This is a genomic window from Roseateles puraquae (assembly GCF_002205845.1).
GTDB classification, from domain to species: domain Bacteria; phylum Pseudomonadota; class Gammaproteobacteria; order Burkholderiales; family Burkholderiaceae_C; genus Pelomonas; species Pelomonas puraquae.
The window spans coordinates 74,157-96,376 of record NZ_NISI01000006.1 but is presented as its reverse complement, the minus strand read 5'-3'; the positions used below and the strand labels follow the sequence as shown (position 1 = coordinate 96,376).

The window sequence follows — 22,220 nt, the reverse complement described above, 5'->3', positions numbered from 1 at the left end:
GGCCGGCGATGCCGGAGGTCAGGCCGCGGCGAACTGGCGCTGCGCGTGCAGGCCCAGGCCCGTGGCTACCGAGGCGAAGCGGTCGCCCGTCACGCGCTGGGCCTGCGGGAAGCCGGCCGCCATGCCCTCCACCAGCAGGCGCAGGCCGGTGGAGCCGCCCGTGAAGTACAGCGCATCGATCTGTGCCGGCTGCAGGCCGGCCAGGGCGACGGTCTCGTGGGCGGTCGCGATGATGCGGTCCAGGTCGGCGCGCAGCGCGTCGACCGCGGTCTTCTCGCTCAGCGGCAGCACCAGGTCGCGCTCGACATGGCTGAGGTCGATGGTGGTGTCGGCGCCACCGGAGATGGCGATCTTGGCGCCCTCGGCCCGTGCGGCCAGTTCGTGGCCCAGGCGCTCTTCCAGGACCGTCATCAGCCGGGCGTGCTGCCGCACGTCGCTGAACCAGCTCTTCATGCCGCGCCACTCGGCCACGCGCAGTGGGGCGTAGCAGGTGTTGATCAGGTGCCAGGTGGCGAGGTCGAAGAAGAGGCCGCTGGGCAGTTCGCGCCCGCTCGGCCCCGTGGCCCGGTAGCCGAAGGCCTGCAGCACGCCGGCCAGCTCGATGTGGCGGTCGAAGTCGGTGCCGGCGATGTGCACGCCGTGGCTGGCCAGGATGTCGTCGCGCCGCGCCAGGCGCGGTGCCCGCTCGGGGCCGACGCGCACGATGGAAAAGTCGCTCGTGCCGCCGCCGATGTCGGCCACCAGCACGATCTGCTCGCCCCGCCCCTGGCGGATGGCTTGCTGCTCGAAGTCGAAGGCCGCGGCAATGGGTTCGAACTGGAACTGCACCTCCCGAAAGCCCACCGCGCGGGCACACGCGGCCAGCTGGGCCTCGGCGGCGGCATCGCGCTCGGGCTCGCCGTCGACGAAGAACACCGGCCGGCCGAGCACCACGCGCTCGGGTTCGCTGGCCAGGCGGCGCAGGCGCTTGAGGTAGCCCGAGACGATGTCGGAGTATTTGGCGCCGCGCCCGCCGCCGACGTCGGTGGTCTGGTCGATCAACGCCGAGCCGAGGATGCTCTTCATGGAGCGCATCAGCCGCCCGTCGTGGCCTTCGACATAGGCCGCCACGGCGGCGCGGCCGAAGGCGCGGGGCGGGCCGTCGGCATCGTGCTCACCCTCGGTGAAGTAGAAGACGGCCGTGGGCATGGTCCGCTGGCCCGGCTCCAGCTCGATGAGCTGCATGCCGCCGGCGGCGTCCGGCACCGCGACTGCGGAGTTGGACGTGCCGAAGTCAATCGCGCAGAAAGGGGGGCGGTGAAGCATGCAAACTACCGGGCTTGGGGGCCGGACCTGAGAAGGGGGCGCGGATTCTAGGGACACAATCCGCGCCGACAAGGAGACCTCATGAAATCGCGCCGTGTTCTCACCCTCATCATGCTCGCCGCCCTCACGGCCTGCGGTCAACGCTCCGAGCAGGACTTGCTGGCTTCGGCGCAGAAGCGCATGGCGCAGAAGGACTCGGCCGGTGCCGCGATCGAGCTGAAGAACCTGCTGCAGCAATCGCCCGACAACGCCCAGGCCCGCTATCTGCTCGGCAAGGCCTTGCTGGAGGCGGGCGACATGTCGGGCGCGGAGATCGAGCTGCGCCGGGGCTGGGAGCTTGGCGCGCCGCGGGACGAGGTGGTGCCGCCGCTGGCTGAGGCGATGTTGAACTCCGGCCAGGCGCGCAAGCTGATCGGTGAGTTCCATGACGAGTCCCTGGCGGATCCTGTGGCGATGGCGACGCTTCAGCGCCACCTGGCCGTGGCGCACCTGACTCAGGGCAACCTGGTGGACGCCAAGGCCTGCGCGGGCCGTGCGCTGCAGCTGCAGCCGGAGTCTGAAGAGGCGGTGCTCGTGTCGGCGCGGGTCAAGTGGGCCGGCAACGCCGGCGACGAGGCGCTGGCCCAGCTCGACGAGCTGTTGCTGAAGAACCCCAAGTCGCCCAAGGCCCTGCAGCTCAAGGCCGAGGTGCTGCTGTCACGCGGCAAGGTGGAGGACGCGCGCCCCTTGCTGGAGAACGTGCTGGTGCTGGACCCCAACGTCTATGACGCCCGTTCGCTGCTGATTCGCATCGCCCTGGGCCAGCAGAAGCTCGACGTGGCCAGCAAGCTGGTGGCCGACATGCCGCCCGCGCTGGCCAAGAAGCCTCAAGGGCGCTTCCTGCAGGCGCAGGATGCGCTGGCGCGCAACGAGCCGGCCAAGGCGCGCGACCTGGCGCTGCCGCTGCTCAAGCAGATGCCCAACTTCCTGCCGCTGCTGCGCGTGGCGTCGGGGGCGCATCAGCAGCTGGGTGAGATGGCGGAGGCCGAGAACCTGCTGAATCAGGCGCTCAAGCTGGCGCCGGATGATCCGGCCCTGCGTCGCCAGTACGCCGCGCTGCAACTGCAGCGCCGTTCGCCGGGCAAGACGCTGGAGACGGTGCGCCCGCTGCTGGAGTCGGGCAAGGCCGACGCCGAGACCCTGCTGCTGGCCGGCAAGGCGCAGCTGATGCAGGGCAATTTCGAGGCGGCGGACCAGGCCTTCGGGGCGGCCGCCAAGCTGCGCCCGGACGACCCCAAGACGGCCGCGGCGCTGGCGCTGTCGGCCATCGTGCGCGACAGCAGCGCGCCGGGGGGTGCCAGCCGCGCCAAGGCCGATGCGGCCATTGCCCAGTTGCGCGAGCTTGCGGCCAAGGACAGTGGCAACAACTACGACCTGATGCTGATCAATGCGCTTCTGCGGCGCAACGACCTGCCGGCCGCGCTGGCCGCGATCGACAAGCTGGCGCCCAAGATGCAGGGCAGTCCGGTGCCGGATGGCCTGCGCGGTCGCATCCAGCTCGCGCGCAAGGACAACGCAGCCGCCCAGGCCGCCTTCGACGCCGCCGTCAAGACCGATGCCGGCTACCTGCCCGCCGTGCTGGGCCTGGTGGCCCTGGACATCCAGGCGGGCCGGGCCGATGGGGCCATCAAGCGGCTGGAGGCTTTCGTGGCCAGCCAGAAGCATTCGGCGACCGCGCGCCTGGCGCTGGCGGAGCTGCTGGTGCAGAACCGCGCACCGGTCGAACGGGTGACCGAAGTGCTGACCACCGGCGTCAACGAGGAGCCGACCGACGCGACCTTGCGCCTGGCCCTGGTCGATCACTACCTGCGCATGGGCAACGCGGCCAAGGCGGCGCAGGCGGCCCAGGAGGCGTCAGCGGCCATGCCTCAGAACGCCGACGTCATCGAGCGGCTGGCGCGCACCCAGATCGCCTCGGGCGACCGGGCGCAGGCCGCCAAGACCTACACCCAGCTCACCGTGCTCGCTCCCACGCGCGCCTCAGGCTGGCTGGGCCTGGGCCAGCTGCGTTACCTGGACAAGGACTACGCCGGCGCCGAGCGCGAGGTCAAGCGCGCGCTGGAGGCTGAGCCGTCATCCGTGGCGGCCCAGCGGCTGGTGATCCAGCTGGCGGCGCGCCAGGGGCGGGTGGATGAAGCCTTGGCCGCCTTGCGCGAGCGCCAGAAGAAGTTCCCGCAGGAGGCGTTCGCGCTGATCGCCGAGGCCGAGATCGAGGTCGGGCGCAATCGCCCCGAGCCCGCGGCTGCGCTGCTGCGCAAGGCCGTGACCCTGAACGACCCGGGTGATGCGCCGGCGCGGCTGTTCACGCTGCTGCTGGCGGCCAAGAAGCGCGACGAGGCGCTGGCGTTCGAGAAGCAATGGCGTGCCGCGCACCCGCAGGACGTGACTTTCGAGAGCGCAGCCGCCGATGTGCTGCTGTCGCGCGGCGAACTGGAGCCGGCCCTCGCGCGCTACGAGGCCCTGCTCAAGCGCAGCCCCGATGCGCTGCCCGTGATCAACAACGTGGCCTGGCTGCGCAGCAAGTTCGGTCAGGCAGGAGCCCGGGAGCTGGCGGAGCGCGGCCTGAAGCTCAAGCCCGACTACGCACCGCTGCGCGACACCTACGCCACCGTGCTGGCCAACGAGAAGGACTACGCCAAGGCCGTGAGCCAGCAGCGGCAGCTCGTCAGCGATCTGCCGGACCAGCCGGCCTACCGCTTCAACCTGGCGGAGATCTTGTTGAAGTCAGGCGACAAGGCCGGTGCCAAGCAGGAGCTGGAGGGTCTGGCCAAGCTGGGCCCGAAGCTCCCGCAGCAGGCGCAGGTGCAGGAGATGCTCAAGTCGCTCTGATCAAGCGCTCGGGTCAGACGTTGTAGCAGCGGAAGGCCATCGCCGGTTTGCGGCCGGCCATGAGCTCGACGACCGCGCGGCCCGAGCCGGCGCCATGCGTCCAGCCCAGCGTGCCGTGGCCGGCGTTCAGCCACAGGTTGCGTGCGGCCTTGCTGCGGCCGATGTAGGGGATGTTGGTGGGCGTGCTCGGGCGCAGGCCGGTCCAGTAGTTGGGCTCGCTCGTGTCCGCCACGCCCGGGAAGAGCTCTTCGTAGCGCCGCACCAGGGCCGCGCAGCGCACCTTGGCGGTGGGCGAATCGAGGTTGAGGTCGAAGCCTGAGAGCTCAGCCGTACCGGCGATGCGGATGTGGTCGCCCAGGCGCGAGATCGCGATCTTGCGGGTGTCGTCCAGCAGGCTGACGACGCTGGCGGCTTCGGGCTTTTTCAGGCGCAGCGTGGCCGAGTAGCCCTTGGCCGGGTAGATGTTCAGCCACTCGCCCAGCGGCCGCACCAGCGCGGGCGTGTACGAGCCCATCGCGGCGACGAAGGCATCGGCCTTCAGCGTCTTGCGCTCGCCGGTGCGCACATGGGCGATCTGGGCCGACTCGATGCCGTCGCCCACGCGCTGCAGGCCCAGGATGTCGTGCTCGTACAGGAACTGCGCGCCGCGCTCGGCGCACAGGCGCGCGAGCTTCTGCGTGAAGACCTTGGCGTCGCCGCTTTCGTCGCTGGGCGTGTAGGTGCCGCCGAACACCTTCGGGCCGAAGGCGGCCAGCGCGGGTTCGACCTTCAGCACTTCCTCGCGGTTGAGCACGCGGCGGTCCACGCCGTGGCGGCGCATGATCTCGGCGCCGGCCGCGCCGTTGTCGAAATCGGCCTGGCTGGAGAAGAAGTGCAGGATGCCGCGCTCCAGGCGGTCGTACTCAATGCCAGTGCGCGAGACCAGTTCCTTGAGCGACTCGTGCGAGTAGCGGCCGAGCTGCACCAGCTCTTCCACGTTGCGCTCGAAGGCGGCATCGGTGCACTGCATCAGGAAGGCCAGGCCCCAGCGCCACTGGTTGGGGTCCAGCCGCGGGCGGAACAGCAGCGGCGAGTCGTCGCGCAGCAGCCATTTGGCCACCTTGAAGGGGGCGCCGGCGTTGGCCCAGGGCTCGCAGAAGCTCACCGAGATCTGCGCGCCGTTGGCGAAGCTGGTCTCCAGCGCGGCATCGGGTTGGCGGTCCACGACGATGACTTCATGCCCCTCGTCCAGCAGGTACCAGGCGGTGGCGATGCCGATGATGCCGGCACCGAGAACGACGATCTTCATGGCCATCCTTCGAGTTCTTAGAGAGGTTGCAGGAGAAGTTGTAAACCCAGGCCCGTCATCAGCAAAGCGATGAGGGCATCGACCACGCGCCAGGTGGCGGGGCTGCGCAGGCGCGGGGCGGCCGCGGCAGCGCCGAATCCGAGCAGGCTGAACCACATCGCCGACGCCAGGCCCGCGCCGGTGGCGAAGGCGGCTCTCAGCTCAGGGGGCTGCCGGGCGCCGAGGCCGCCGAGCAGCACCACGGTGTCCAGGTAGACATGCGGATTGAGGTAGGTGAAGGCGAGGGCGGCGCTCAGCGTGGCCCCGAGGCTGGCAGCCGGCCCGGCCGCTTCCAGTCCGGCAGACGGACGCCAGGCGCGGCGGGCGGCGAGCGCTGCATAGCCCAGCAGGAAGGCCGCACCGCCGTAGCGGAACACCTCCAGCAGCAGCGGCTGGGCCTGGATCAACGCACCCAGGCCGAACACGCCCAGCAGGATGAGCAGCCAGTCGGACAGCGTGCAGACCGCCACCACCGCCCCCACGTGCTCGCGCCTCAGGCCTTGGCGCAACACCAGGGCGTTCTGCGCGCCGATGGCCAGGATCAGCCCCGCACCCATGGCCCAGCCCTGCGCGAAGACGGCAGGCGCCTGCGGATGGGCGAGGTGGGCGAAGGCGGACATCGGCGGATTCTCGGCAGCGGGCGTGAATTCCAGAAGAGTCATTCATATTCTTCGCCATACATTAGCAGTGCTTATGAATGAGTTCGATCCTGCAGCCCTGGAATGCCTGGCCGCCCTGGCTGACGAGCTCGGCTTCGAGCGCGCGGCGCAGCGCTTGGCGATCACGCAAAGCGCGGTGTCCCAGCGGCTGCGGGCCCTGGAAGCGCAGGTGGGCCAGCCGCTCGTGGTGCGTTCCCGGCCGCTGCGACTGACGGAGGCGGGCAAGGTGCTGCTGCGGTTTGCCCGGCAGTTGCAGGCACTGCGGGTCGATGTGGCGCGGGAACTGGGTGAGCGCGTGGCGCCCCAGTCACGGCTGGCCATCGCGGTCAACGCGGACAGCCTCGCCACCTGGGTGCTGCCGGCGCTGGATGGCCTGGTGCAGCAGGGCCTGCAGGAGGGCTACGGTCTGGAACTGGTCGTCGACGACCAGGACTTCACCCATGACAGCCTGCGCCAGGGCGCCGTGCTGGGGTGTGTCTCGACGGTGGCCGAGGCGCTGCAGGGCTGCCGCGTGCAGCCGCTGGGCGTGATGCGCTATGTGGCCGTGGCCAGCCCGCGCTTCCTGGCGACCCAGTTGCCGCAGGGGCTGCATGCCGGCAGCTTTGCCGACACCCCGTTCCTGGTCTTCAACCGCAAGGACGACACGCAGGCGCAGTGGGTGTCACAGGCCTTCGGTGTGCGCTCACCCCGCTTGCGCGAGCGTTTCGTGCCGTCGAGCGAGGCTTACGTGCGCGCTGCGGTCATGGGGTGGGGCGTCGGCGTGGCGCCCGAGATCCAGATCCGCCCCTGGGTGGCGAGCGGCGACTTGTTGGTGCTGCAGCCCGAGGTCAGCGTGGACGTGGCGCTGTACTGGCACCAATGGCAGTTGCAAGGGCGAGATGCCCTGCTCGACCGCATCGGCCAGGCGCTGGCGCAGGGGGCTCGCCTGGCGCTGGCCTGATCAGGGGCGCGCAGGGGCGGAAGCCGCGGCCGCAGGTGCCTGGGCCACCATCACGGCGGAACTGCCTTGCTCGGGACGGATGGCATGGGCCATCCACAACGTACTGGCCAGCACGACGGCAATCAGGCCGGCGGCGAGCCAGGTCAACAGGTTTGAACTCATTCGAAAGCCGGGGGGCTTGGGTGGCGCACAGCTTAAGCGCGGAGGTGCAAACCCTAACCGGCTCTGCGGTCAACAGGAGAAAAGAATTGCAAACGAGCAACGACCCCCACGATTGAAGGCCGCGCGTGGTGGGAACGCATCTCTCCTGGGAAGAAGGCCCCTGGCAGCCGTGTCGGAATGCCTGCCGAGGCAATATTTACTCACAGCTGGGGTCACAGTTGTCACACGATTCCCGCACACTGACCTCACAGCGCTGGATGTGGTTGTCCGCGTTGTCCAGCAAGCGAGGTGTGCCATGCGATTCGTTCCTTCACTGCGTCTGTTCCGCCGTGACGTCGCAACACGCCAACAGCCCGACCCGGCCGACCTCGGTACCGCCTTCGGTCTGGATGCCTGCCTGGATGGCGGCGGCATCAGCGAGTACCGCAGCCAGCCGCCGAGCGACTTTCTCGAATCCCAGTCGGGGTCGGGGCACGCGACCCAGGAATCGCCGTTGAGCTGGCTGTCGCGCCGGACCGCCTGACGCGCAGCGGGGTCACGCCAGCTGCGGTGACAGCCCAGGCATCTGGGGGGCTCGCCGCCCTCGCGGGATTGCGGACTTCGTGACACGGTTGTCGGTGCCCTCACCCTGATTCGGGGGGAGGCGTCGCTGAGAGGCCACGCGATAATTTAGAGGCGAGCCTGCGGCTTGCACACCTTCGGCACCCAGGGGAACTCAATGGATAACAATCGGTTCGACAGTGAACAGGGAGCGCTGCACGGCGAGCCGCAATCGGCCATCGCCCCGGGCGTGAACCTGGCCCGCCGCCGGTTGTTCCGAGGCGCCGGCGGTGGCGCCGGGGTGTTGCTGGCGGTCAGCGCCAAGTCGGCGCTGGGCGGGGGTGTCTGCCGCAGCCCGTCGGCCATCATGAGCGGCAACACCAGCCCCCGTCCGGCCTCGAGCACGGTGTGTTCCGGCGGTCGCTCCCCGGGTTTCTGGGTTCAGCCGCAGCACTCGCCGTACTGGGCGCCCGCTGGCGCGACCTTTCCGCAGGTCAACGGCAACATCGTGACCTGCACGACCGCCCTCCAGAAGGTGGTTTTCACCGACATCACCAACCAGGGCACCAGCCTGCAAAGCGTGTTCCCGGGCTGGACCTGCAAGACGCAGTACCAAGGCAGCGTCAGTCTGTGGTGGGTCCTCAATGCGCCGAACGACGCCATCTTTGGCGGCGCCGCGGGCTCCGGGCAACTGCTTCGCCACCTGACCGCCGCGTGGCTGAACGCGGGCTACTTCACCAGCAACTCCACCCGCTACCCCATGACGAAGGCGCAGGTCGTCGACATGTGGACGCAGCTGAGCAAAACGGGCATGTATTGCCCGGGCTCGATGAAGTGCAGCAAGCCCTGGAGCCCGGCTGAGGTGATCGCCTATATCAGCGGCATGTACGACGACAACGCGGCAGTCGACAATCTATGCAAGCAGTGACGGATGGGGACGCTGCCCTCCTGGCGGCGTGGACCATCCGTGCGGGTCGACAGCTTCGGCTGGGCCCGGACTGGCAAGAAAGCTCGGATCGGCTGGCTTTCGACGATTGTTCAGGGGACTATTGGGTCCTCGACGCCCTGGGCCAACGCATCGTCTCGCGACTGCTGCGGCGCCAGTCCGGCGCCTCACCCGCGCCGCTTGGCGTGAACGACGCACCAGGCGTCCCGGCGCCATCCGGCCATGAGCTGCAGGCTGCCCTGGCGCAGCTGCTTGAGGCCGGGGTGATACAACCTGTCGCTCCGCCTGCCCCCGAGTGACGGTGTTCGAAGCCACTCTTCACATTCCCCCTTTCAACGTTCGGTTGCGGTCTCCTTTCGCGGCCGTGCGTCAGCACATCCAGACCTTCTATCCGCAGGCGCAGCGTGCGGTGGGCGAGGCGTGCTTCGTCGACTTCGACCTCCAGATCCTGCCTGGCCGCGGTGTGCGGCGCTTTTGGCGGCCCCAGGCGCGCTTTCTGCTGGACGGGGTCGAGCCCTTCTTTCCCTTGCCGGCGGCGCAGGCAGCGCCGATGTTCGAATGGGGCATGAACTGGTGCGTCGCGCAACGTCCGCTGGGCTGGCTGGTCATGCACGGCGCGGTGCTGGCGCGTGACGGGGCTGCCATCGTCATGCCGGGCTTTCCGGGCGCGGGCAAGAGCACGCTGTGCGCGTCCCTGGCCTTCCTGGAGGGATGGCGCTTGCTCTCAGACGAGTTGACGGTGCTTGACCCCGTGGACGGCCTGCTCGTGCCGCATCCGCGGCCGATCAGTCTGAAGAACGCCTCGATCAACGTCGTGTCCGCTTTCCCCGGTGCTCGTCTCGGGCCGATCTACCGCGACACGCGCAAGGGCACGGTGACCCACGCGGCGAGCCCGCTCGAGTCTCAGTTGCGGGCGAGTGAGCGGGCGCGTGCGGCCTGGGTGGTGTTCCCGAGGTTCGAGGCTGGGGCCTCGCTCCAGGTCGAGCCGCTGAGCCGGGTGGAGGCTTTCACGTTGATCTCCGAACAGTCGTTCAACGGCGAGCGCATGGGCGCTCCCGGATTCGAAGCCTTGTGCGCGATGTTCGACGGGGTCGCTTGCTATGAGCTCGTGTACGGCTCAACGCAGGACGGTATCGCGGGCGTGCGGCAGATCTGTGCATCATGACGGATCCTGGCCGCACAAAAGCCCGCCGCGAGCTGCTGCTTACCTTGCGTGATCCGGCGCGCACGAGTGCGCTCGACCCGCGGGCCTGGTCGGTGCTGGTGAGCACCGCGCGCGAAGCCAACCTGCTGGGCGCGCTGACCACCCGCTTACGGGAAGCCGGCTTGCGCGCCGACCCCCAAGCGCAGTTGCACCTGGATGGCATTTATGCCATGGGCGAGCGCCAGCATCTGTCGATCCGATGGGAGGCGCATCAGTTGCAGGCTGCCCTGGGCGTGCTGGAGGTGCCGGTGCTGCTGCTCAAGGGCAGTGCCTACGTCATGGGCTTTCCCGAGATTGGCGCAGGCCGGCTGTTTGGCGACATCGACATCCTGGTGCCCAAGGCGGCGCTCGCCGATGTCGAGAGTCGCCTCATGTTGCACGGCTGGGTCAGTGCCAAGACCGATCCCTACGACCAGCGCTACTACCGGCAGTGGATGCACGAACTACCGCCCATGAGCCACTTGCGCCGGGGCACGGTGCTGGACGTGCACCACAACATCTTGCCGCTCACCGCGCGCAATGCACCGAATGCTCAGGCTATTCTGGACCGCTCACGGCCCTTGCCCGGTTTGCCGGCCTTGCGGCTGCCCTGTCCGGAGGACCTGCTGGTCCATTGCCTGACCCACTTGATGCACGAGGGGGAATTGCACAACGGCTTGCGCGATCTCCACGATGCCCACCGGATGGTAGGTCTGTTCGCGGCCGCCGAGGACTTCTGGGCGCGGTTGGAATCCGTGGCGGCGGGCAACGACCTTGCGGGGCCGGTGTCGCTGGGTTTGCGCCTGCTGGTGCACCTTTTCGGCACTGACGTGCCCAACGCAACACTGGCTGCGTTGTCGGCCTCCGCGTCGCCCGATTGGGCCTGGCAGCGCTGGTTGCCGGTTTACGAGGCAGCCTTGCTGGAGCCGGCTACCGGCGCCACAAGCGTGCGCGCCGCCTGGGCTCGGCAGCGCATCTATGTGCGGTCGCACGCGCTTCGCATGCCGACCGGGCTGCTGATCCGGCATCTTCTGCGCAAGGCCTGGATGCGGCGCCGGGCGAGTGCCGCCGACAGCGCGGCTGCCGCGACCCACTGACGCCAGGCGCAGGCCAGCACTTCAGAGCGCTTCAGCGCCGAAGGTATTGCAGGCCTTCAAGTCGCCCGCCTCCAACCCGCGCTTGAACCACCGCACCCGCTGCGCGCTGCTGCCGTGGGTGAAGCTCTCGGGCACCACCGTGCCGCGGGCGCGGCGCTGCAGGGTGTCGTCGCCGATCTGCGCGGCGGCATTCAGCGCCTCTTCGATGTCCCCCTGCTCCAGCCAGCCCTTGCTGCGCTGCGACAGCTGCGCCCAGACGCCGGCGAAGCAGTCCGCCTGCAGCTCCAGCCGCACGCTCAGCGCGTTCATCTCGCGCTCGGACACCCGCCGGCGCGCCTCGTCCAGGTTGGCGGTGGTGCCCATCAGGTTCTGCAGGTGGTGGCCCACCTCGTGGGCGATGACGTAGGCCTGCGCGAAGTCGCCGGGCGCCCCGAGCCGCTGGCGCAGGGTGTCGTAGAAACTCAGGTCGATGTAGACCTTGCGGTCGGCCGGGCAGTAGAACGGGCCCATGGCGGCCTCGCCCTGGCCGCAGGCGGTCGGCTCGCTGCCGCGGAACACGCGCAGCTTGGGCATGGGGTAGGCCTGGCCGCTGCGCTGGAAGTAGGCGGTCCAGACGTCTTCGGTGTCGGCCAGCACGGTCTTCACGAAGCGGTAGCCCGGGTCCTGCGCATGGGAGTCGCCCGCAGGCGCCTGCACCGGCGCCACGCCGCCCCCGTCGCCACTCAGCAAGCCCAGCACCGTCAGCGGATTCACGCCCAGCACCCACGACGCGAGCAACGCGATGACGATGCCGCCCAGGCCGATGCCGCGCCCACCGATGGGCAGGCCGCGTCCGCCGCCACCCCCACTGCCGCGGGCATCCTCAACGTTTTCGCTCTCGCGCTGGCCTTCCCACTTCATGCGGCTCTCCTGGTGATCGGCCGATGCTACGGCTCATGCCCACGAATGCGCAGTTTGTCGCGTCCCCCGGGCAGGGGGCAGTGCGGCTGGCCACACTGCCGCCGCATCGACGAATCGGGAGACCCTCATGAAACGACTCGCCCTGCTGGCCCTGGCCACCGCGCTTTGCGCAAGCGCCGCACAGGCCGGCGAGAACGACTGGCATCTGCGCATCAAGAAGGAAGTCGACGGCTGGTCCGCCAGCTTCACCGGCCCGGTGGAATATGGCGGCGGCAAGCACCGTGTGCGCGGCTCGGGCGTCAAGGTGGAGAAGACGCGGGCGCTGTCGGCCTTCAGCAAGCTGCGCCTGGACGGCCCGGTGGACGTGAAGCTCAGCCAGGGCGGCAGCGACCAGGCGACCGTCATCGCCGATGACAACATCGAGCCCCTGGTCGAGACCGTCGTGGAGGGCGACACCCTGGTGGTGCGCCTGAAGCGTGACACCAGCTTCACCACGCGCGGTGCGCTGGCCGTCACGCTCAGCGCCCGCAGCCTGCAGGCCATCGCCATCGAGGGTTCGGGCGATCTGCGCATGGACAACTTCAAGGGCGACAGCCTCGGCCTGACCGTGAACGGCTCCGGCGACGCCTACTTCGGCCTGGTGGACGTCAAGGACCTGAATGTCGCCATCAGCGGCTCGGGCGATGTGCGCCTGGCGGGCCGTGCCGAGCAGCAGTCGTGGACCCTCAGCGGCTCGGGCGATGTCGACGCCCGCGCGCTGGCCGGCCGGGCGGCCAAAGTGCAGAGCAGTGGCTCGGGCGACCTGTCACTCGGCGTCACCGAACAACTGGACGCGCAGTTGAGCGGTTCGGGCGATGTCAGCTACGCCGGCCGGCCACAGTTGCGCCAAAGCGTCACCGGCTCGGGCGAGATCCAGCGCCGCTGAGCCCGGCCGCCCCAGAATCGGGGCGTGACACACGACGAACTCTGGTGGCAGACCTTGGCCGAGGGCCCGCTGATGCTGGCCCTGTACGACGCCGACGACCGGCTGCTGCAGGCCAATGCCGCCTACCGCGCGGCCTGGGGCCTGGAGGGGCACGTCACGCCTGCCTGGCCCGAGCTGGTGGCGGCGGCCCAGCGCGCCGGCCTCGGGCCGGTGGACCCGCCCGAGCGGCGCAGCCGCATTGCCCAGCGGGGTTACGAGCAGGCCTGGCGTGATGGCCGGCGTCTGTGGTGGGTGGAGCAGCGCACGGCCAGTGGCGGTCTGGCCGTCACCGGCGTCGACATCAGCGCCCTGGCCGGCCCGCGGCCCCTGACCGGTCAACTGCTGACGACCCAGGTCGGGCGTGAGCTGCTGCAAGCCTTGCTGGCCGACCCGCGCGCCTGGCCGCTGTCGGTGGCCACGCTTGCGGCTGGTAGCGATCCGGCCCGGGTGCTGTCCCAGATCCGCGGTGAGGACGGCTGCATGCGGCTGGACGACGGCCGGCTGCTGGTCATGCTGCCGGCCACCGGCCCTGCCCAGGCCGCGGCGCTGGGCCGGCGGCTGGGCGTGCTGGCCTTGACCGAGGCCGTCTGGGGCGAGACGGCGGCTCAGCTGCTCGTCAGGGCTTGAGCTTCAGGTCGCGGCCCTGCGCCTGGGCCGGGGCGGGCAGGCCAGTGATGCCGGCGAGCGTGGGCGCCAGGTCAGCCACTTCCACGCGGGTCTTCACTTCACCCTGGCCCACATAGCCGGGGCCCCAGAACAGCAGCGGCACATGGGTGTCGTAGTCATACGGGCTGCCGTGCGTGCTGCCGCCGGCGCGGTAGCTGAAGATCCAGCCCGGCTTGAGCACGATCTGCAGCTGCGCGGCGCGCGTCGGGTCGTAGGACTTGCGCATGGCTTCCAGGAACGGCGTGGTCGTGTCGCTGCCCAGCAGCTGCTCGCGGGTGAACACGGCAGCCACGCCGGGCAGCTTGAGCAGCTCGTCGCGGGCCGCGGCCTGCACGTCGGTGAACTTCAGGCCCTTGTCGGCGGCCAGCTTCTCGTTGAGCAGCAGGCCGGAGGCGGAGAAGTTCCAGGCCAGCTTGTCCACGCCGAAGCGGGCAGCCAGCGCGCCGTTGACCACCGCCAGCGCCGGACCGTTGGTGAAGCGGCCGGCGTCGCGACCCTGGGTGATGGCCCATTCGGGCGTGTCGGTGAAGCCGTGGTCGGCCGTCAGCGCGAGCACGTAGTTGCCGGCGCCCACCGTCTTGTCCAGGAACTGGAAGAAGGCCTGCAGATGGCGGTCCAGCTGCAGCGTGTGGTCGTGCGACAGGCGCGACTCCGGGCCGAAGGCGTGGTTGACGTAGTCGTGGCTGGACAGGCTGACCGACAGGATGTCGGTCACGCCGCGCTGGCCGAGCTTTTCGTTCGTGACGGCGGCGCGGGCGAAGGCCAGCGTCAGCTCGTCGCCGAAAGGCGAAGCCAGCAGGTTGCCGTAGAAGCGCGGGCCCGGTGCATCCATCTTGTCGCCGATGACGGCGGGCAGCTTGTTGCCGTTGCCGCTGGCCACCTGCCAGCTCTGGCCGTCGGGCACCGAGCGGGCGTAGGCCGACTCCGGCAGCAGCGGGGCCCAGGTCTTCTTGAAGAAGGCGTCGGCCGGCTTGGCGGCATTGAAGTCGGTCACCCACTGCGGGTGGGCGGGCATGTAGTAAGTGCTGGAGGCGAAGCGGCCCGTCTCCGTCATGTACATGTAGGCCGTGCCCTTGTGGCCGGCCGGCAGGATGGCACCGCGGTCCTTGCCCGAGATGCCGATCACCTTGGAGGCGGGCGAGCGGGTGCGCAGCACGTCGCCCAGGGTCTCGACCTTCAGGTTGCGCGGGCTGGTGCCCGACAGCGGCGCCGTGGGGCTGTCGATGTACTGGTAGGCCGCGTCGCCGGTGTTGTAGACCGGGTCTCCCGTCACCGGGTCGCGCCATTCGTTGCTGATGATGCCGCTGCGCTGCGGGTAGGCGCCGCTGAGCATGACCGAGTGGCCCGCGGCCGTCACGGTGTGGCCGTGGGCGTAGTGCGCATCGGCGAACCAGCGGCCGCGGTCCAGGAAGCGGGCAAACCCATCGGGCGCGAGCTGGTCGCGGTAACCGGTGACCTGGCGCATGGGCAGGCCGTCGATGACGACGAGCACCACGAGTTGCGGGCGCGCTGCGGCGGCAACCGGCGTGGCCGGCGGCGTGGTCGAGCAGGCGGTGAGGGCAGCGGTGAGGCTGGTGGCCAGGGTCAGCCCCAGCAGGCGGCGGCGGGTAGGCAACATGACGGTTTTGTGACGGTGGAAACCGGAGCTTACGTCGTCACAATGTCTGGCTTGTAAAGCCAGGCGCCGGCACGCGCCGTGATTCCCGTGGACGCTTCTCTCTTGCCCGATGACACCCGCGCCGGGCTGCCACCCGAGCTGACTGTGACGGGGGCGGTTGCCCGCATCACCTTGCGCCGGCCGCAGCAGGCCAACCGGCTGGCCGCCGAAGACCTTGCGCTGCTGCGTGGCTTCCTGCACGAGGTGGACGCGAACGACACCGTCCGGGTGCTGGTGCTGGCCGGGGCCGGGCGTCATTTCTGCGCCGGCTTCGATCTCGGGGCGCTGGGCGCGATCGATGCCGGCGCGCGCTTCGGCGAGCTGGCTGATGCGCTGGAAGCCGTGCGCCCCATCACGATTGCACGGCTGCATGGCGGCGCCTTCGGCGGCGCGGCCGACCTCGCGCTGGCCTGTGATTTCCGCCTCGGCGGCCCGGGGGGCGAGATGTTCGTGCCCGCGGCCCGCATCGGGCTGCATTTCTACCCGGGCGGCCTGCAGCGCTTCGTGAACCGCCTGGGCCTGGCCATGGCCAAGCAGGTGATGCTGGCCGGCCGCCGCTTCGACGCGCCAGCACTGCTGGCGTGTGGCTACCTCGATCAATTGCTGCCCGACATCGACGCGCTCGACGCGGCCGTGCAGCAACTCGTCGATGACCTGCTCGGCATGGCGCCGCTGGCCTTGCTGCCGATGAAGCAGCACCTGAACGCGATCGCCGCCGGCCGGCTCGATCCGCAGCGCCTGGCGCAGGACATCGCGCGGGCCCGCGATTCGGCTGATCTGGTCGAGGGCCAGGCCGCCTGGGCCGGCAAAAGGCCAGCGCAATTCAAGGGGGGTTGAAAGCCCTAGGCCGGGGTGGTCGCCACATCGTGGAAAATACGGGGCCTCGACGTCTGCCCGGCGTCCCCTTTACAACACTCTTCGACAGGACCAGCGTGGCCAAAGAAACCACCAAGACCACCATCGAAGCGGATGGTCTGCGCTACCGCTCCAAAGCTCCCGGCTCGCCTTTCGCGGCGACCTCCTCGTTCGGCGCGGCCACGATGTCGTGCTTTCTCTGTGGCAAGCATCGGCCTCGCGCAATGCTGAAGTCCAAGAAGCTGCTTGGCAAGTCGCAACCCGTCTGCTCGCCTTCCTGCAAGGAGCTGGACGCGCAGCTCGCGGCAAAGTAACGGGCTCCAGCCCGCGGGGACGCGGGCTGCCCACTCGACCCTCTCACCGGGTCGACTTGCTCGTACCGAAGGGCGGCCGCTGGCCGCCTTCTCGTTTCTAGCCCTGGCGGAAGCAGCGGCCGCACACCGAGCGGTAGCGGGCGTTGCCGCCGATCTCGACCTGCGCGCCCTGCGTCACCTTGCGGTTGTTGGCGTCCACACGCATGTTCATGGTGGCCTTGCGGCCGCAGTCGCAGATCGTCTTCATCTCGTCCATCTCGTCGGCCAGCGCCAGCAGCGTGGCCGAACCGGGGAAGAGCTCGCCCTGGAAATCGGTGCGCAGGCCGTAACAGATGGCCGGCAGGTTGCGCAGGTGCGCCATCTCGTGCAGTTGCACCACCTGCGGCTTGGACAGGAATTGCGCCTCGTCCACCAGGATGCAGGCAATGCCGGGTGTCGCGTCCATCAGGGCGACGAAATCGGTGTGCTCGTCGAACTGCTCCACCTCCCGCTGTGGCCCGAGGCGTGATGTGACCCGTCCATGGCCGTAGCGATCGTCCAGCCGCGCAGTGAAGATGCGCACGCGGTGGCCGCGCTCCTCGTAGTTGTGGGCCACCTGCAGCAGGGCGGTGGATTTGCCCGCGTTCATCGCGGCGTAACGGAAGAAGAGCTTGGCCATGGGTCGTTCCTGACGGAGCGGCATTGTCTCCGCAGGCGGGCGCCGGTCGTTCTCCGTGGTTGCGCGATTAGCCCGGCGTGCCCGACCCCGCAGATCAGGGCAGGGTAAGCCCGCGAGTTCGGCGTTTTTCGGACAGAACCGCGGGCTTGCGAGATGGCGTTGTCATGGAGGACGTGAGTCAATGGCTTTTTCGTCCGACCTGTGCCGAAGAATGAGCAAAGACACCGTCACCGCGGTCCGCCAGGATGGCCTGCGCTATGCGTCGAAAGTGGGCGGATCGCCCTTTCTCGGCAGCGGCCATACCCGCTCCTGCTTCAAGTGCGGCAAGCACCGCGCCCCGTCGAGCCTGCAGTCCATCCGGCTGCTGGGGCGCAACGAGGTGGTCTGCAAGCCCAACTGCAAGGCCGAGCCCTGACGCGGCGCCGCGCCGCGCCGCCGGGTCATTTCAACGGCGTCCTGCCGCCAGCCGGACGGATTCGTCCCGCCAGCCGCCGCCCAGGGCGCGGATCAGGCCAACGGTGGCCTGGTATTGCGCCGAGCGCACCTGCAGCGCCGCGCGCCGGTTGGCCAACTCGCTGCGACGCGCATCCAGCAATTCCAGCTGGCTGACCAGCCCGTTGCGATAGCGCGTGTCCGACAGCTTCAGCGCCTGGCCGGCCGCCGCGACGGCGCGGGCGTTCGCCTCGCCCTGGGCCTGCAGCAAGGCGAGGGCGCCGAGCTGGTCTTCCACGTCCTTGAGCGCCAGCAGGAACTGCTCGCGGAAGGCGATCACCGAGCCGTCGAGCTGCGCTTGTGCCGCATTCACGCCGGCTTCGCGGCGACCGCCGTCGAACAGGGGCAAAGCGCCCAGCAGCCCCACGCCCCAGGTGCTGGCGCCGCTCTTGAGCAGGTTGGACAGCTCGTTGGACACACCGCCGCCCTGGGCCGTCAGCGACAGGCTGGGCCACCAGGCGGCCCGCGCCTCGCCGACGCGGGCACGTGCCGCCTCCAGCTGACTGCGCGCGGCGGCCAGGTCCGGGCGGCGTTGCAGCAGCTCCGAAGGCAGACCGGCCGGCACGGTGGGGAGTGCGGTCGTCCATGCCGTGGGTGCGAGCTGGAAGCCGGAGGCCGGCTCACCCAGCAGCACGGCCAGGGCGGTTTCCAGTTCCACGCGGCGGCGGTCCAGCGCCAGCGCTTCGGCTTCGTTGGCGGCCAGTTCGGCGCGCACCCGGGCCAAGTCCAGGTCGGCCACGTCACCGGCGCGGGCCCGCTTCTCGGTCAGGGCCAGGGTGTCGGCATAGGCCGCGACCGTGCTGCGAACGATGTCGCGCTCGGCATCCAGAGCCCGCAGCGCGAGATAACCGCGCGCGACGTTGGCCTGCACCAGCAGGCGGGCGTCGGCAAGCAGTTGCTCACGCGCCTGCACATCCAGCGCTGCCGCGTTGCGCGCCTGCAGCAGCCGGCCGCCGAGGTCCAGTTCATAGGCCAGGTTCAGGCCCGCGCTGTACTGCGTGGCGGGCTGCGGCACCAGCTGGCCCGGCGTCGACGAGCGGCCCGCGCCGGCGGTGGCGCCAACTTGCGGCAGCCGGTCTGCCTGGGCCGAGCCGAGCGCCGCGCGGGCCTGCGCCAACCGGCTGGCCGCCGCCTGCACGCTGGTGTTGGCTGACAGCGCACGGGCGACCAGGTCGTCCAGCACCGGATCGGCAAACGGCTGCCACCAGGTCTCCGTCAGTGCCGGTGCGTCGCTCGCGCCGGTCGTCTTGTAAGCGGCCGGCGGCTGCGGCAGCCGCGCCGGATCGACCGAGCCGACCGAGGCGCAGCCCGCCAGCAGCAATGCTGCAAAAAGTGGGGTCAGGTTCAATTTCATGGAGAGCCTCTTTGCTTTCACTTGCCGCGCTGCGGCAGGGCATCGATGACAGGCGCGGCGGCCACGTCGGCCGGCGCGGCGACCTGCCCGCCGTGGTGGCGCAGCGGCGCATTGCCGGTGAGGCGGCGCACGATGACGTAGAAGAGCGGCGTCAGGAACAGGCCGAACAGCGTCACGCCGATCATTCCGGCGAACACCGCCACACCCATGGCCTGGCGCATCTCGGCGCCGGCGCCGGTGGACAGCACCAGCGGCAGCACGCCCATCACGAAGGCCATCGACGTCATCAGGATGGGACGCAGCCGCAGCCGCGCAGCCTCCAGCGCCGCCTGCACGGGTGTGCGCCCCGCGAACTCCAGTTCGCGAGCGAACTCGACGATCAGGATCGCGTTCTTGGCCGACAGCCCCACCAGCACGATGAGCCCGATCTGCGTGAAGACGTTGTTGTCGCCATGGCTCATCCACACGCCGGCCATGGCCGCCAGCAGGCCCATGGGCACGATCAGCAGGATGGCGATGGGCAGCGTGAGGCTCTCGTACTGCGCGGCCAGCACCAGGAAGACGAGCAGGATGGCCAGCGGGAACACCCACACGGCCGAGTTGCCGGCGATCTTTTCCTGGTAGGTCAGGTCGGTCCACTCATAGCCGATGCCGGGCGGCAGCGTCTCGGCGGCGATGCGCTCCACCGCAGCCTGCGCCTGGCCCGACGAGAAGCCGGGTGCAGCGCCGCCGTTGATGTCGGCGGACAGATAGCCGTTGTAGCGCAGCGCACGCTCCGGTCCGAAGCTCGGCTTGACCTTCATCAGCGCCGACAGCGGCACCATCTCCCCCGAGGCCGAGCGCACCTTCAGCGCGCCGATGTCCTCGGCCCGCGCACGGAAGGCGGCATCCGCCTGCACGCGCACGGAGTAGGTGCGGCCGAACTTGTTGAAGTCGTTCACGTACAGGCTGCCGAGGTAGATCTGCATCGTGTCGAACACGTCGGTCACGGCGACCCCGAGCTGGCGGGCGCGGGTGCGGTCAAGGTCGGCGTAGAGCTGCGGCACGTTCACCTGGTAGCTCGAGAACAGGCCGGCCAACTCGGGCGTCTGGTACGCCTTGGCCATGAAGACCTTGAGCGCCTGGTCCAGCGCCTCATAGCCCAGGCCGCCGCGGTCCTGCAGCTGCAGCTTGAAGCCGCCCGTCGTGCCCAGGCCCTGCACCGGCGGCGGCGGGAACATCACGATGAAGGCGTCCTCGATCTGGCCGTATTGCGCATTCAGCGCCCCGGCGATGGCGCCGGCCGACAGGTCCATGCTCTTGCGCTCGGCAAACGGCTTGAGCGTCGCGAAGACGATGCCCGAGCTGGCGCTGTTGGTGAAGCCATTGATCGACAGGCCCGGGAAGGCCACCGCATGCTCCACGCCCGGGGTCTTGAGCGTGATGTCGGTCATGCGGCGGATGACGTCCTCGGTGCGGTCGAGCGTGGCGCCGTCCGGCAGCTGCGCAAAACCGATCAGGTACTGCTTGTCCTGCCCCGGCACGAAGCCGCCCGGTACGGCCTTGAACAGTCCGGCGGTAGCCGCCACCAGGCCGAGGTAGATCACCATCATCACGGCCTTGCGCGACATCAGCGTCTTCACACCGCTGCCGTACTTCTCGGAGCTGCGCGTGAACAGGCGGTTGAAGCGGGTGAAGAAGCCGCCCAGCACGCGGTCCATGGCGCGGGTCAGCGCATCCTTGGGGGCGTGGTGGTCCTTCAGCAGCATCGCGGCCAGCGCCGGCGACAGCGTCAGCGAGTTGATGGCCGAGATCACCGTCGAGATGGCGATGGTCAGCGCGAACTGCTTGTAGAACTGGCCCGTCAGGCCGGTGATGAAGGCCAGCGGCACGAACACCGAGATCAGCGTAAGCGCGATCGCGATGATGGGGCCCGACACCTCGCGCATCGCGCGGTAGGTCGCGTCACGCGGGCTCAAGCCGGCGGCGATGTTGCGCTCCACGTTCTCGACCACGACGATGGCGTCGTCCACCACGATGCCGATGGCCAGGACCAGGCCGAACAGGCTCAGCGCGTTGATGGAGAAGCCGAAGCCGTGCATCACCGCGAAGGTGCCGATGATGGACACCGGCACGGCCAGCAGCGGGATGATGGAAGCTCGCCAGGTCTGCAGGAACAGGATGACGACCAGCACCACCAGCGCCACGGCCTCCAGCAGCGTGTGGATGACGGACTCGATGGACGCGCGCACGAACTGGGTGGGGTCGTAGACGATGGTGTAGTCCACGCCTTCCGGCATCAGCGCCTTGAGCTCGGCCATCGTGGCGCGCACGTTGGTGGAGATGTCCAGCGCATTGCCACCCGGGGCCTGGAAGATCGGCACCGCGACGGCGGGCTTGTTGTCCAGCAGCGAGCGCAGCGCGTAGTCGGAAGCGCCCAGCTCCAGGCGGCCGAGGTCGCGCAGCCGCGTGACGGCGCCGTTGCTGCCGGTCTTGACGATGATGTCGCCGAATTCCTCGACCGTCTGCAGCCGGCCCTGTGCGTTGACCGACAGCTGCAGGTCGATGCCCTGCAGGCCGGGGGAGGCGCCGACGACGCCGGCCGCGGCCTGCACGTTCTGACCGCGAATGGCGGCCACCACATCGCTGGCCGACAGGCCGTGCTCGGCCACCTTCTGCGGGTCCAGCCAGATGCGCATGGCGTAATCGCCTGAACCGAACAGCTGCACCTGGCCCACGCCCGGGATGCGCGCGAGGCGGTCCTTGACGTTGAGCACCGCGTAGTTGCGCAGGTAGGTCATGTCGTAGCGCTCGTTGGGCGAGGTCAGGTGCACGACCATGGTCAGGTCGGGGCTGCTCTTGACCGTGGTGATGCCCAGGCGCTTCACTTCCTCGGGCAGCCGCGCCTCGGCCTGGCTCACGCGGTTCTGCACCAGCTGCTGGGCCTTGTCAGGGTCGGTGCCGAGCTTGAAGCTGACGGTCAGCGTCATCAGGCCGTCGGTGGTGGCCTGGCTGCTCATGTAGAGCATGTCCTCGACGCCGTTGATGGCCTCTTCCAGCGGCGTGGCCACGGTTTCGGCGATCACCTTGGGGTTGGCACCCGGGTACTGGGCGCGCACGACGACCGACGGCGGCACGACATCGGGGTATTCCGAGATCGGCAGTGCGCGGATCGACAGCAGGCCGCCGATGAAGATCAGCAGCGAGAGCACGCCCGCGAAGATCGGGCGGTCGATGAAGAATTTGGAGAGATTCATGGGTACTCCTGGTGCGGGCGCGGCGGTTTCAGGCGACAGCACGCCCCCCGCAGGCCGGTGGTGCCGGCCCGCAGACAGCGCTCGCGGGTGGGGTTGG

20 protein-coding genes are annotated in these 22,220 nt (G+C 69.4%); 11 read left to right on the top strand and 9 right to left on the bottom strand.

Annotated features, from left to right (window positions below):
- Window positions 1-18 precede the first annotated feature (18 nt).
- The gene (locus tag CDO81_RS15525; RefSeq protein ID WP_088484142.1) at window positions 19-1,305 is read right to left on the bottom strand and encodes an Hsp70 family protein; all 1,287 of its coding nucleotides are present in this window, start codon (window positions 1,303-1,305) and stop codon (window positions 19-21) included.
- Window positions 1,306-1,386: 81 nt separating this feature from the next.
- Between CDO81_RS15525 and prsT the strand changes: the two genes are divergently transcribed.
- Complete coding sequence (prsT, locus tag CDO81_RS15520; RefSeq protein WP_088484141.1) at window positions 1,387-4,173, top strand: XrtA/PEP-CTERM system TPR-repeat protein PrsT; 2,787 nt, start codon at window positions 1,387-1,389, stop codon at window positions 4,171-4,173.
- A gap of 13 nt (window positions 4,174-4,186) precedes the next feature.
- On the opposite strand, the gene CDO81_RS15515 is transcribed toward prsT, so the two are convergent.
- Complete coding sequence (locus tag CDO81_RS15515) at window positions 4,187-5,461, bottom strand: D-amino acid dehydrogenase (protein WP_088484446.1); 1,275 nt, start codon at window positions 5,459-5,461, stop codon at window positions 4,187-4,189.
- Between the two features lie 17 nt (window positions 5,462-5,478).
- Entirely contained in the window at window positions 5,479-6,120 is a 642-nt protein-coding gene (locus tag CDO81_RS15510; RefSeq protein ID WP_193466513.1) for a LysE/ArgO family amino acid transporter, read from the bottom strand.
- Window positions 6,121-6,193: 73 nt separating this feature from the next.
- Between CDO81_RS15510 and CDO81_RS15505 the strand changes: the two genes are divergently transcribed.
- The gene (locus tag CDO81_RS15505; protein ID WP_088484140.1) at window positions 6,194-7,099 is read left to right on the top strand and encodes a LysR family transcriptional regulator ArgP; all 906 of its coding nucleotides are present in this window, start codon (window positions 6,194-6,196) and stop codon (window positions 7,097-7,099) included.
- Here CDO81_RS15505 and CDO81_RS28125 read toward each other — a convergent pair whose 3' ends face one another.
- Window positions 7,100-7,261 carry a hypothetical protein gene (locus CDO81_RS28125; protein ID WP_158218300.1) on the bottom strand — a complete coding sequence of 54 codons (162 nt, stop codon included), beginning with the start codon at window positions 7,259-7,261 and terminating at the stop codon, window positions 7,100-7,102.
- 295 nt (window positions 7,262-7,556) lie between these two features.
- Here CDO81_RS28125 and CDO81_RS15500 point away from each other — a divergent pair, with 295 nt between their 5' ends.
- The 4 genes from CDO81_RS15500 (at window position 7,557) to CDO81_RS15480 (ending at window position 11,027) form a co-directional block, all read left to right on the top strand.
- Complete coding sequence (locus CDO81_RS15500; RefSeq protein ID WP_088484139.1) at window positions 7,557-7,784, top strand: hypothetical protein; 228 nt, start codon at window positions 7,557-7,559, stop codon at window positions 7,782-7,784.
- Window positions 7,785-7,949: 165 nt separating this feature from the next.
- The gene (locus CDO81_RS15495; protein WP_144397268.1) at window positions 7,950-8,729 is read left to right on the top strand and encodes a hypothetical protein; all 780 of its coding nucleotides are present in this window, start codon (window positions 7,950-7,952) and stop codon (window positions 8,727-8,729) included.
- A 313-nt stretch (window positions 8,730-9,042) separates the two neighbouring features.
- The gene (locus CDO81_RS15485) at window positions 9,043-9,912 is read left to right on the top strand and encodes an HprK-related kinase A (protein ID WP_206602112.1); all 870 of its coding nucleotides are present in this window, start codon (window positions 9,043-9,045) and stop codon (window positions 9,910-9,912) included.
- On the top strand, window positions 9,909-11,027 hold the full coding sequence (locus CDO81_RS15480) for a nucleotidyltransferase domain-containing protein (protein WP_088484135.1): 1,119 nt from the start codon (window positions 9,909-9,911) through the stop codon (window positions 11,025-11,027). The genes CDO81_RS15485 and CDO81_RS15480 overlap by 4 nt, the downstream gene beginning before the upstream one ends.
- Window positions 11,028-11,048: 21 nt before the next feature.
- Here the strand turns inward: CDO81_RS15480 and ypfJ are convergent, their stop codons facing one another.
- On the bottom strand, window positions 11,049-11,927 hold the full coding sequence (gene ypfJ, locus CDO81_RS15475; RefSeq protein ID WP_088484134.1) for a KPN_02809 family neutral zinc metallopeptidase: 879 nt from the start codon (window positions 11,925-11,927) through the stop codon (window positions 11,049-11,051).
- A gap of 127 nt (window positions 11,928-12,054) precedes the next feature.
- On the opposite strand from ypfJ, the gene CDO81_RS15470 reads away from it, so the two are divergent.
- Entirely contained in the window at window positions 12,055-12,852 is a 798-nt protein-coding gene (locus CDO81_RS15470) for a head GIN domain-containing protein (protein ID WP_088484133.1), read from the top strand.
- 24 nt (window positions 12,853-12,876) lie between these two features.
- Window positions 12,877-13,518: a hypothetical protein gene (locus CDO81_RS15465; RefSeq protein WP_088484132.1), complete on the top strand. Its 642-nt coding sequence runs from the start codon at window positions 12,877-12,879 to the stop codon at window positions 13,516-13,518.
- Here the strand turns inward: CDO81_RS15465 and CDO81_RS15460 are convergent.
- The gene (locus tag CDO81_RS15460) at window positions 13,508-15,175 is read right to left on the bottom strand and encodes an alkaline phosphatase family protein (RefSeq protein WP_088484131.1); all 1,668 of its coding nucleotides are present in this window, start codon (window positions 15,173-15,175) and stop codon (window positions 13,508-13,510) included. The two genes, CDO81_RS15465 and CDO81_RS15460, sit on opposite strands and share 11 nt — an antisense overlap.
- Window positions 15,176-15,277: 102 nt before the next feature.
- On the opposite strand from CDO81_RS15460, the gene CDO81_RS15455 reads away from it, so the two are divergent.
- Both CDO81_RS15455 and CDO81_RS15450 read left to right on the top strand, forming a co-directional pair.
- Window positions 15,278-16,051, top strand: a complete 774-nt coding sequence (locus CDO81_RS15455; RefSeq protein ID WP_241517024.1) for an enoyl-CoA hydratase/isomerase family protein — start codon at window positions 15,278-15,280, stop codon at window positions 16,049-16,051.
- A gap of 95 nt (window positions 16,052-16,146) precedes the next feature.
- Entirely contained in the window at window positions 16,147-16,383 is a 237-nt protein-coding gene (locus CDO81_RS15450) for a hypothetical protein (protein WP_088484130.1), read from the top strand.
- 97 nt (window positions 16,384-16,480) lie between these two features.
- Here CDO81_RS15450 and CDO81_RS15445 read toward each other — a convergent pair whose 3' ends face one another.
- Window positions 16,481-17,041 carry a thymidine kinase gene (locus tag CDO81_RS15445; RefSeq protein ID WP_088484129.1) on the bottom strand — a complete coding sequence of 187 codons (561 nt, stop codon included), beginning with the start codon at window positions 17,039-17,041 and terminating at the stop codon, window positions 16,481-16,483.
- 211 nt (window positions 17,042-17,252) lie between these two features.
- Here CDO81_RS15445 and CDO81_RS15440 point away from each other — a divergent pair, with 211 nt between their 5' ends.
- A complete protein-coding gene (locus tag CDO81_RS15440) occupies window positions 17,253-17,456 on the top strand; it encodes a hypothetical protein (RefSeq protein ID WP_088484128.1) in 204 nt (67 codons plus the stop codon).
- A 30-nt stretch (window positions 17,457-17,486) separates the two neighbouring features.
- On the opposite strand, the gene CDO81_RS15435 is transcribed toward CDO81_RS15440, so the two are convergent.
- Both CDO81_RS15435 and CDO81_RS15430 read right to left on the bottom strand, forming a co-directional pair.
- Window positions 17,487-18,887, bottom strand: coding sequence for an efflux transporter outer membrane subunit (locus CDO81_RS15435; RefSeq protein WP_088484127.1), 1,401 nt, complete (start codon window positions 18,885-18,887; stop codon window positions 17,487-17,489).
- A 17-nt stretch (window positions 18,888-18,904) separates the two neighbouring features.
- The gene (locus CDO81_RS15430; RefSeq protein ID WP_088484126.1) at window positions 18,905-22,123 is read right to left on the bottom strand and encodes an efflux RND transporter permease subunit; all 3,219 of its coding nucleotides are present in this window, start codon (window positions 22,121-22,123) and stop codon (window positions 18,905-18,907) included.
- Between the last annotated feature and the right edge of the window lie 97 nt (window positions 22,124-22,220).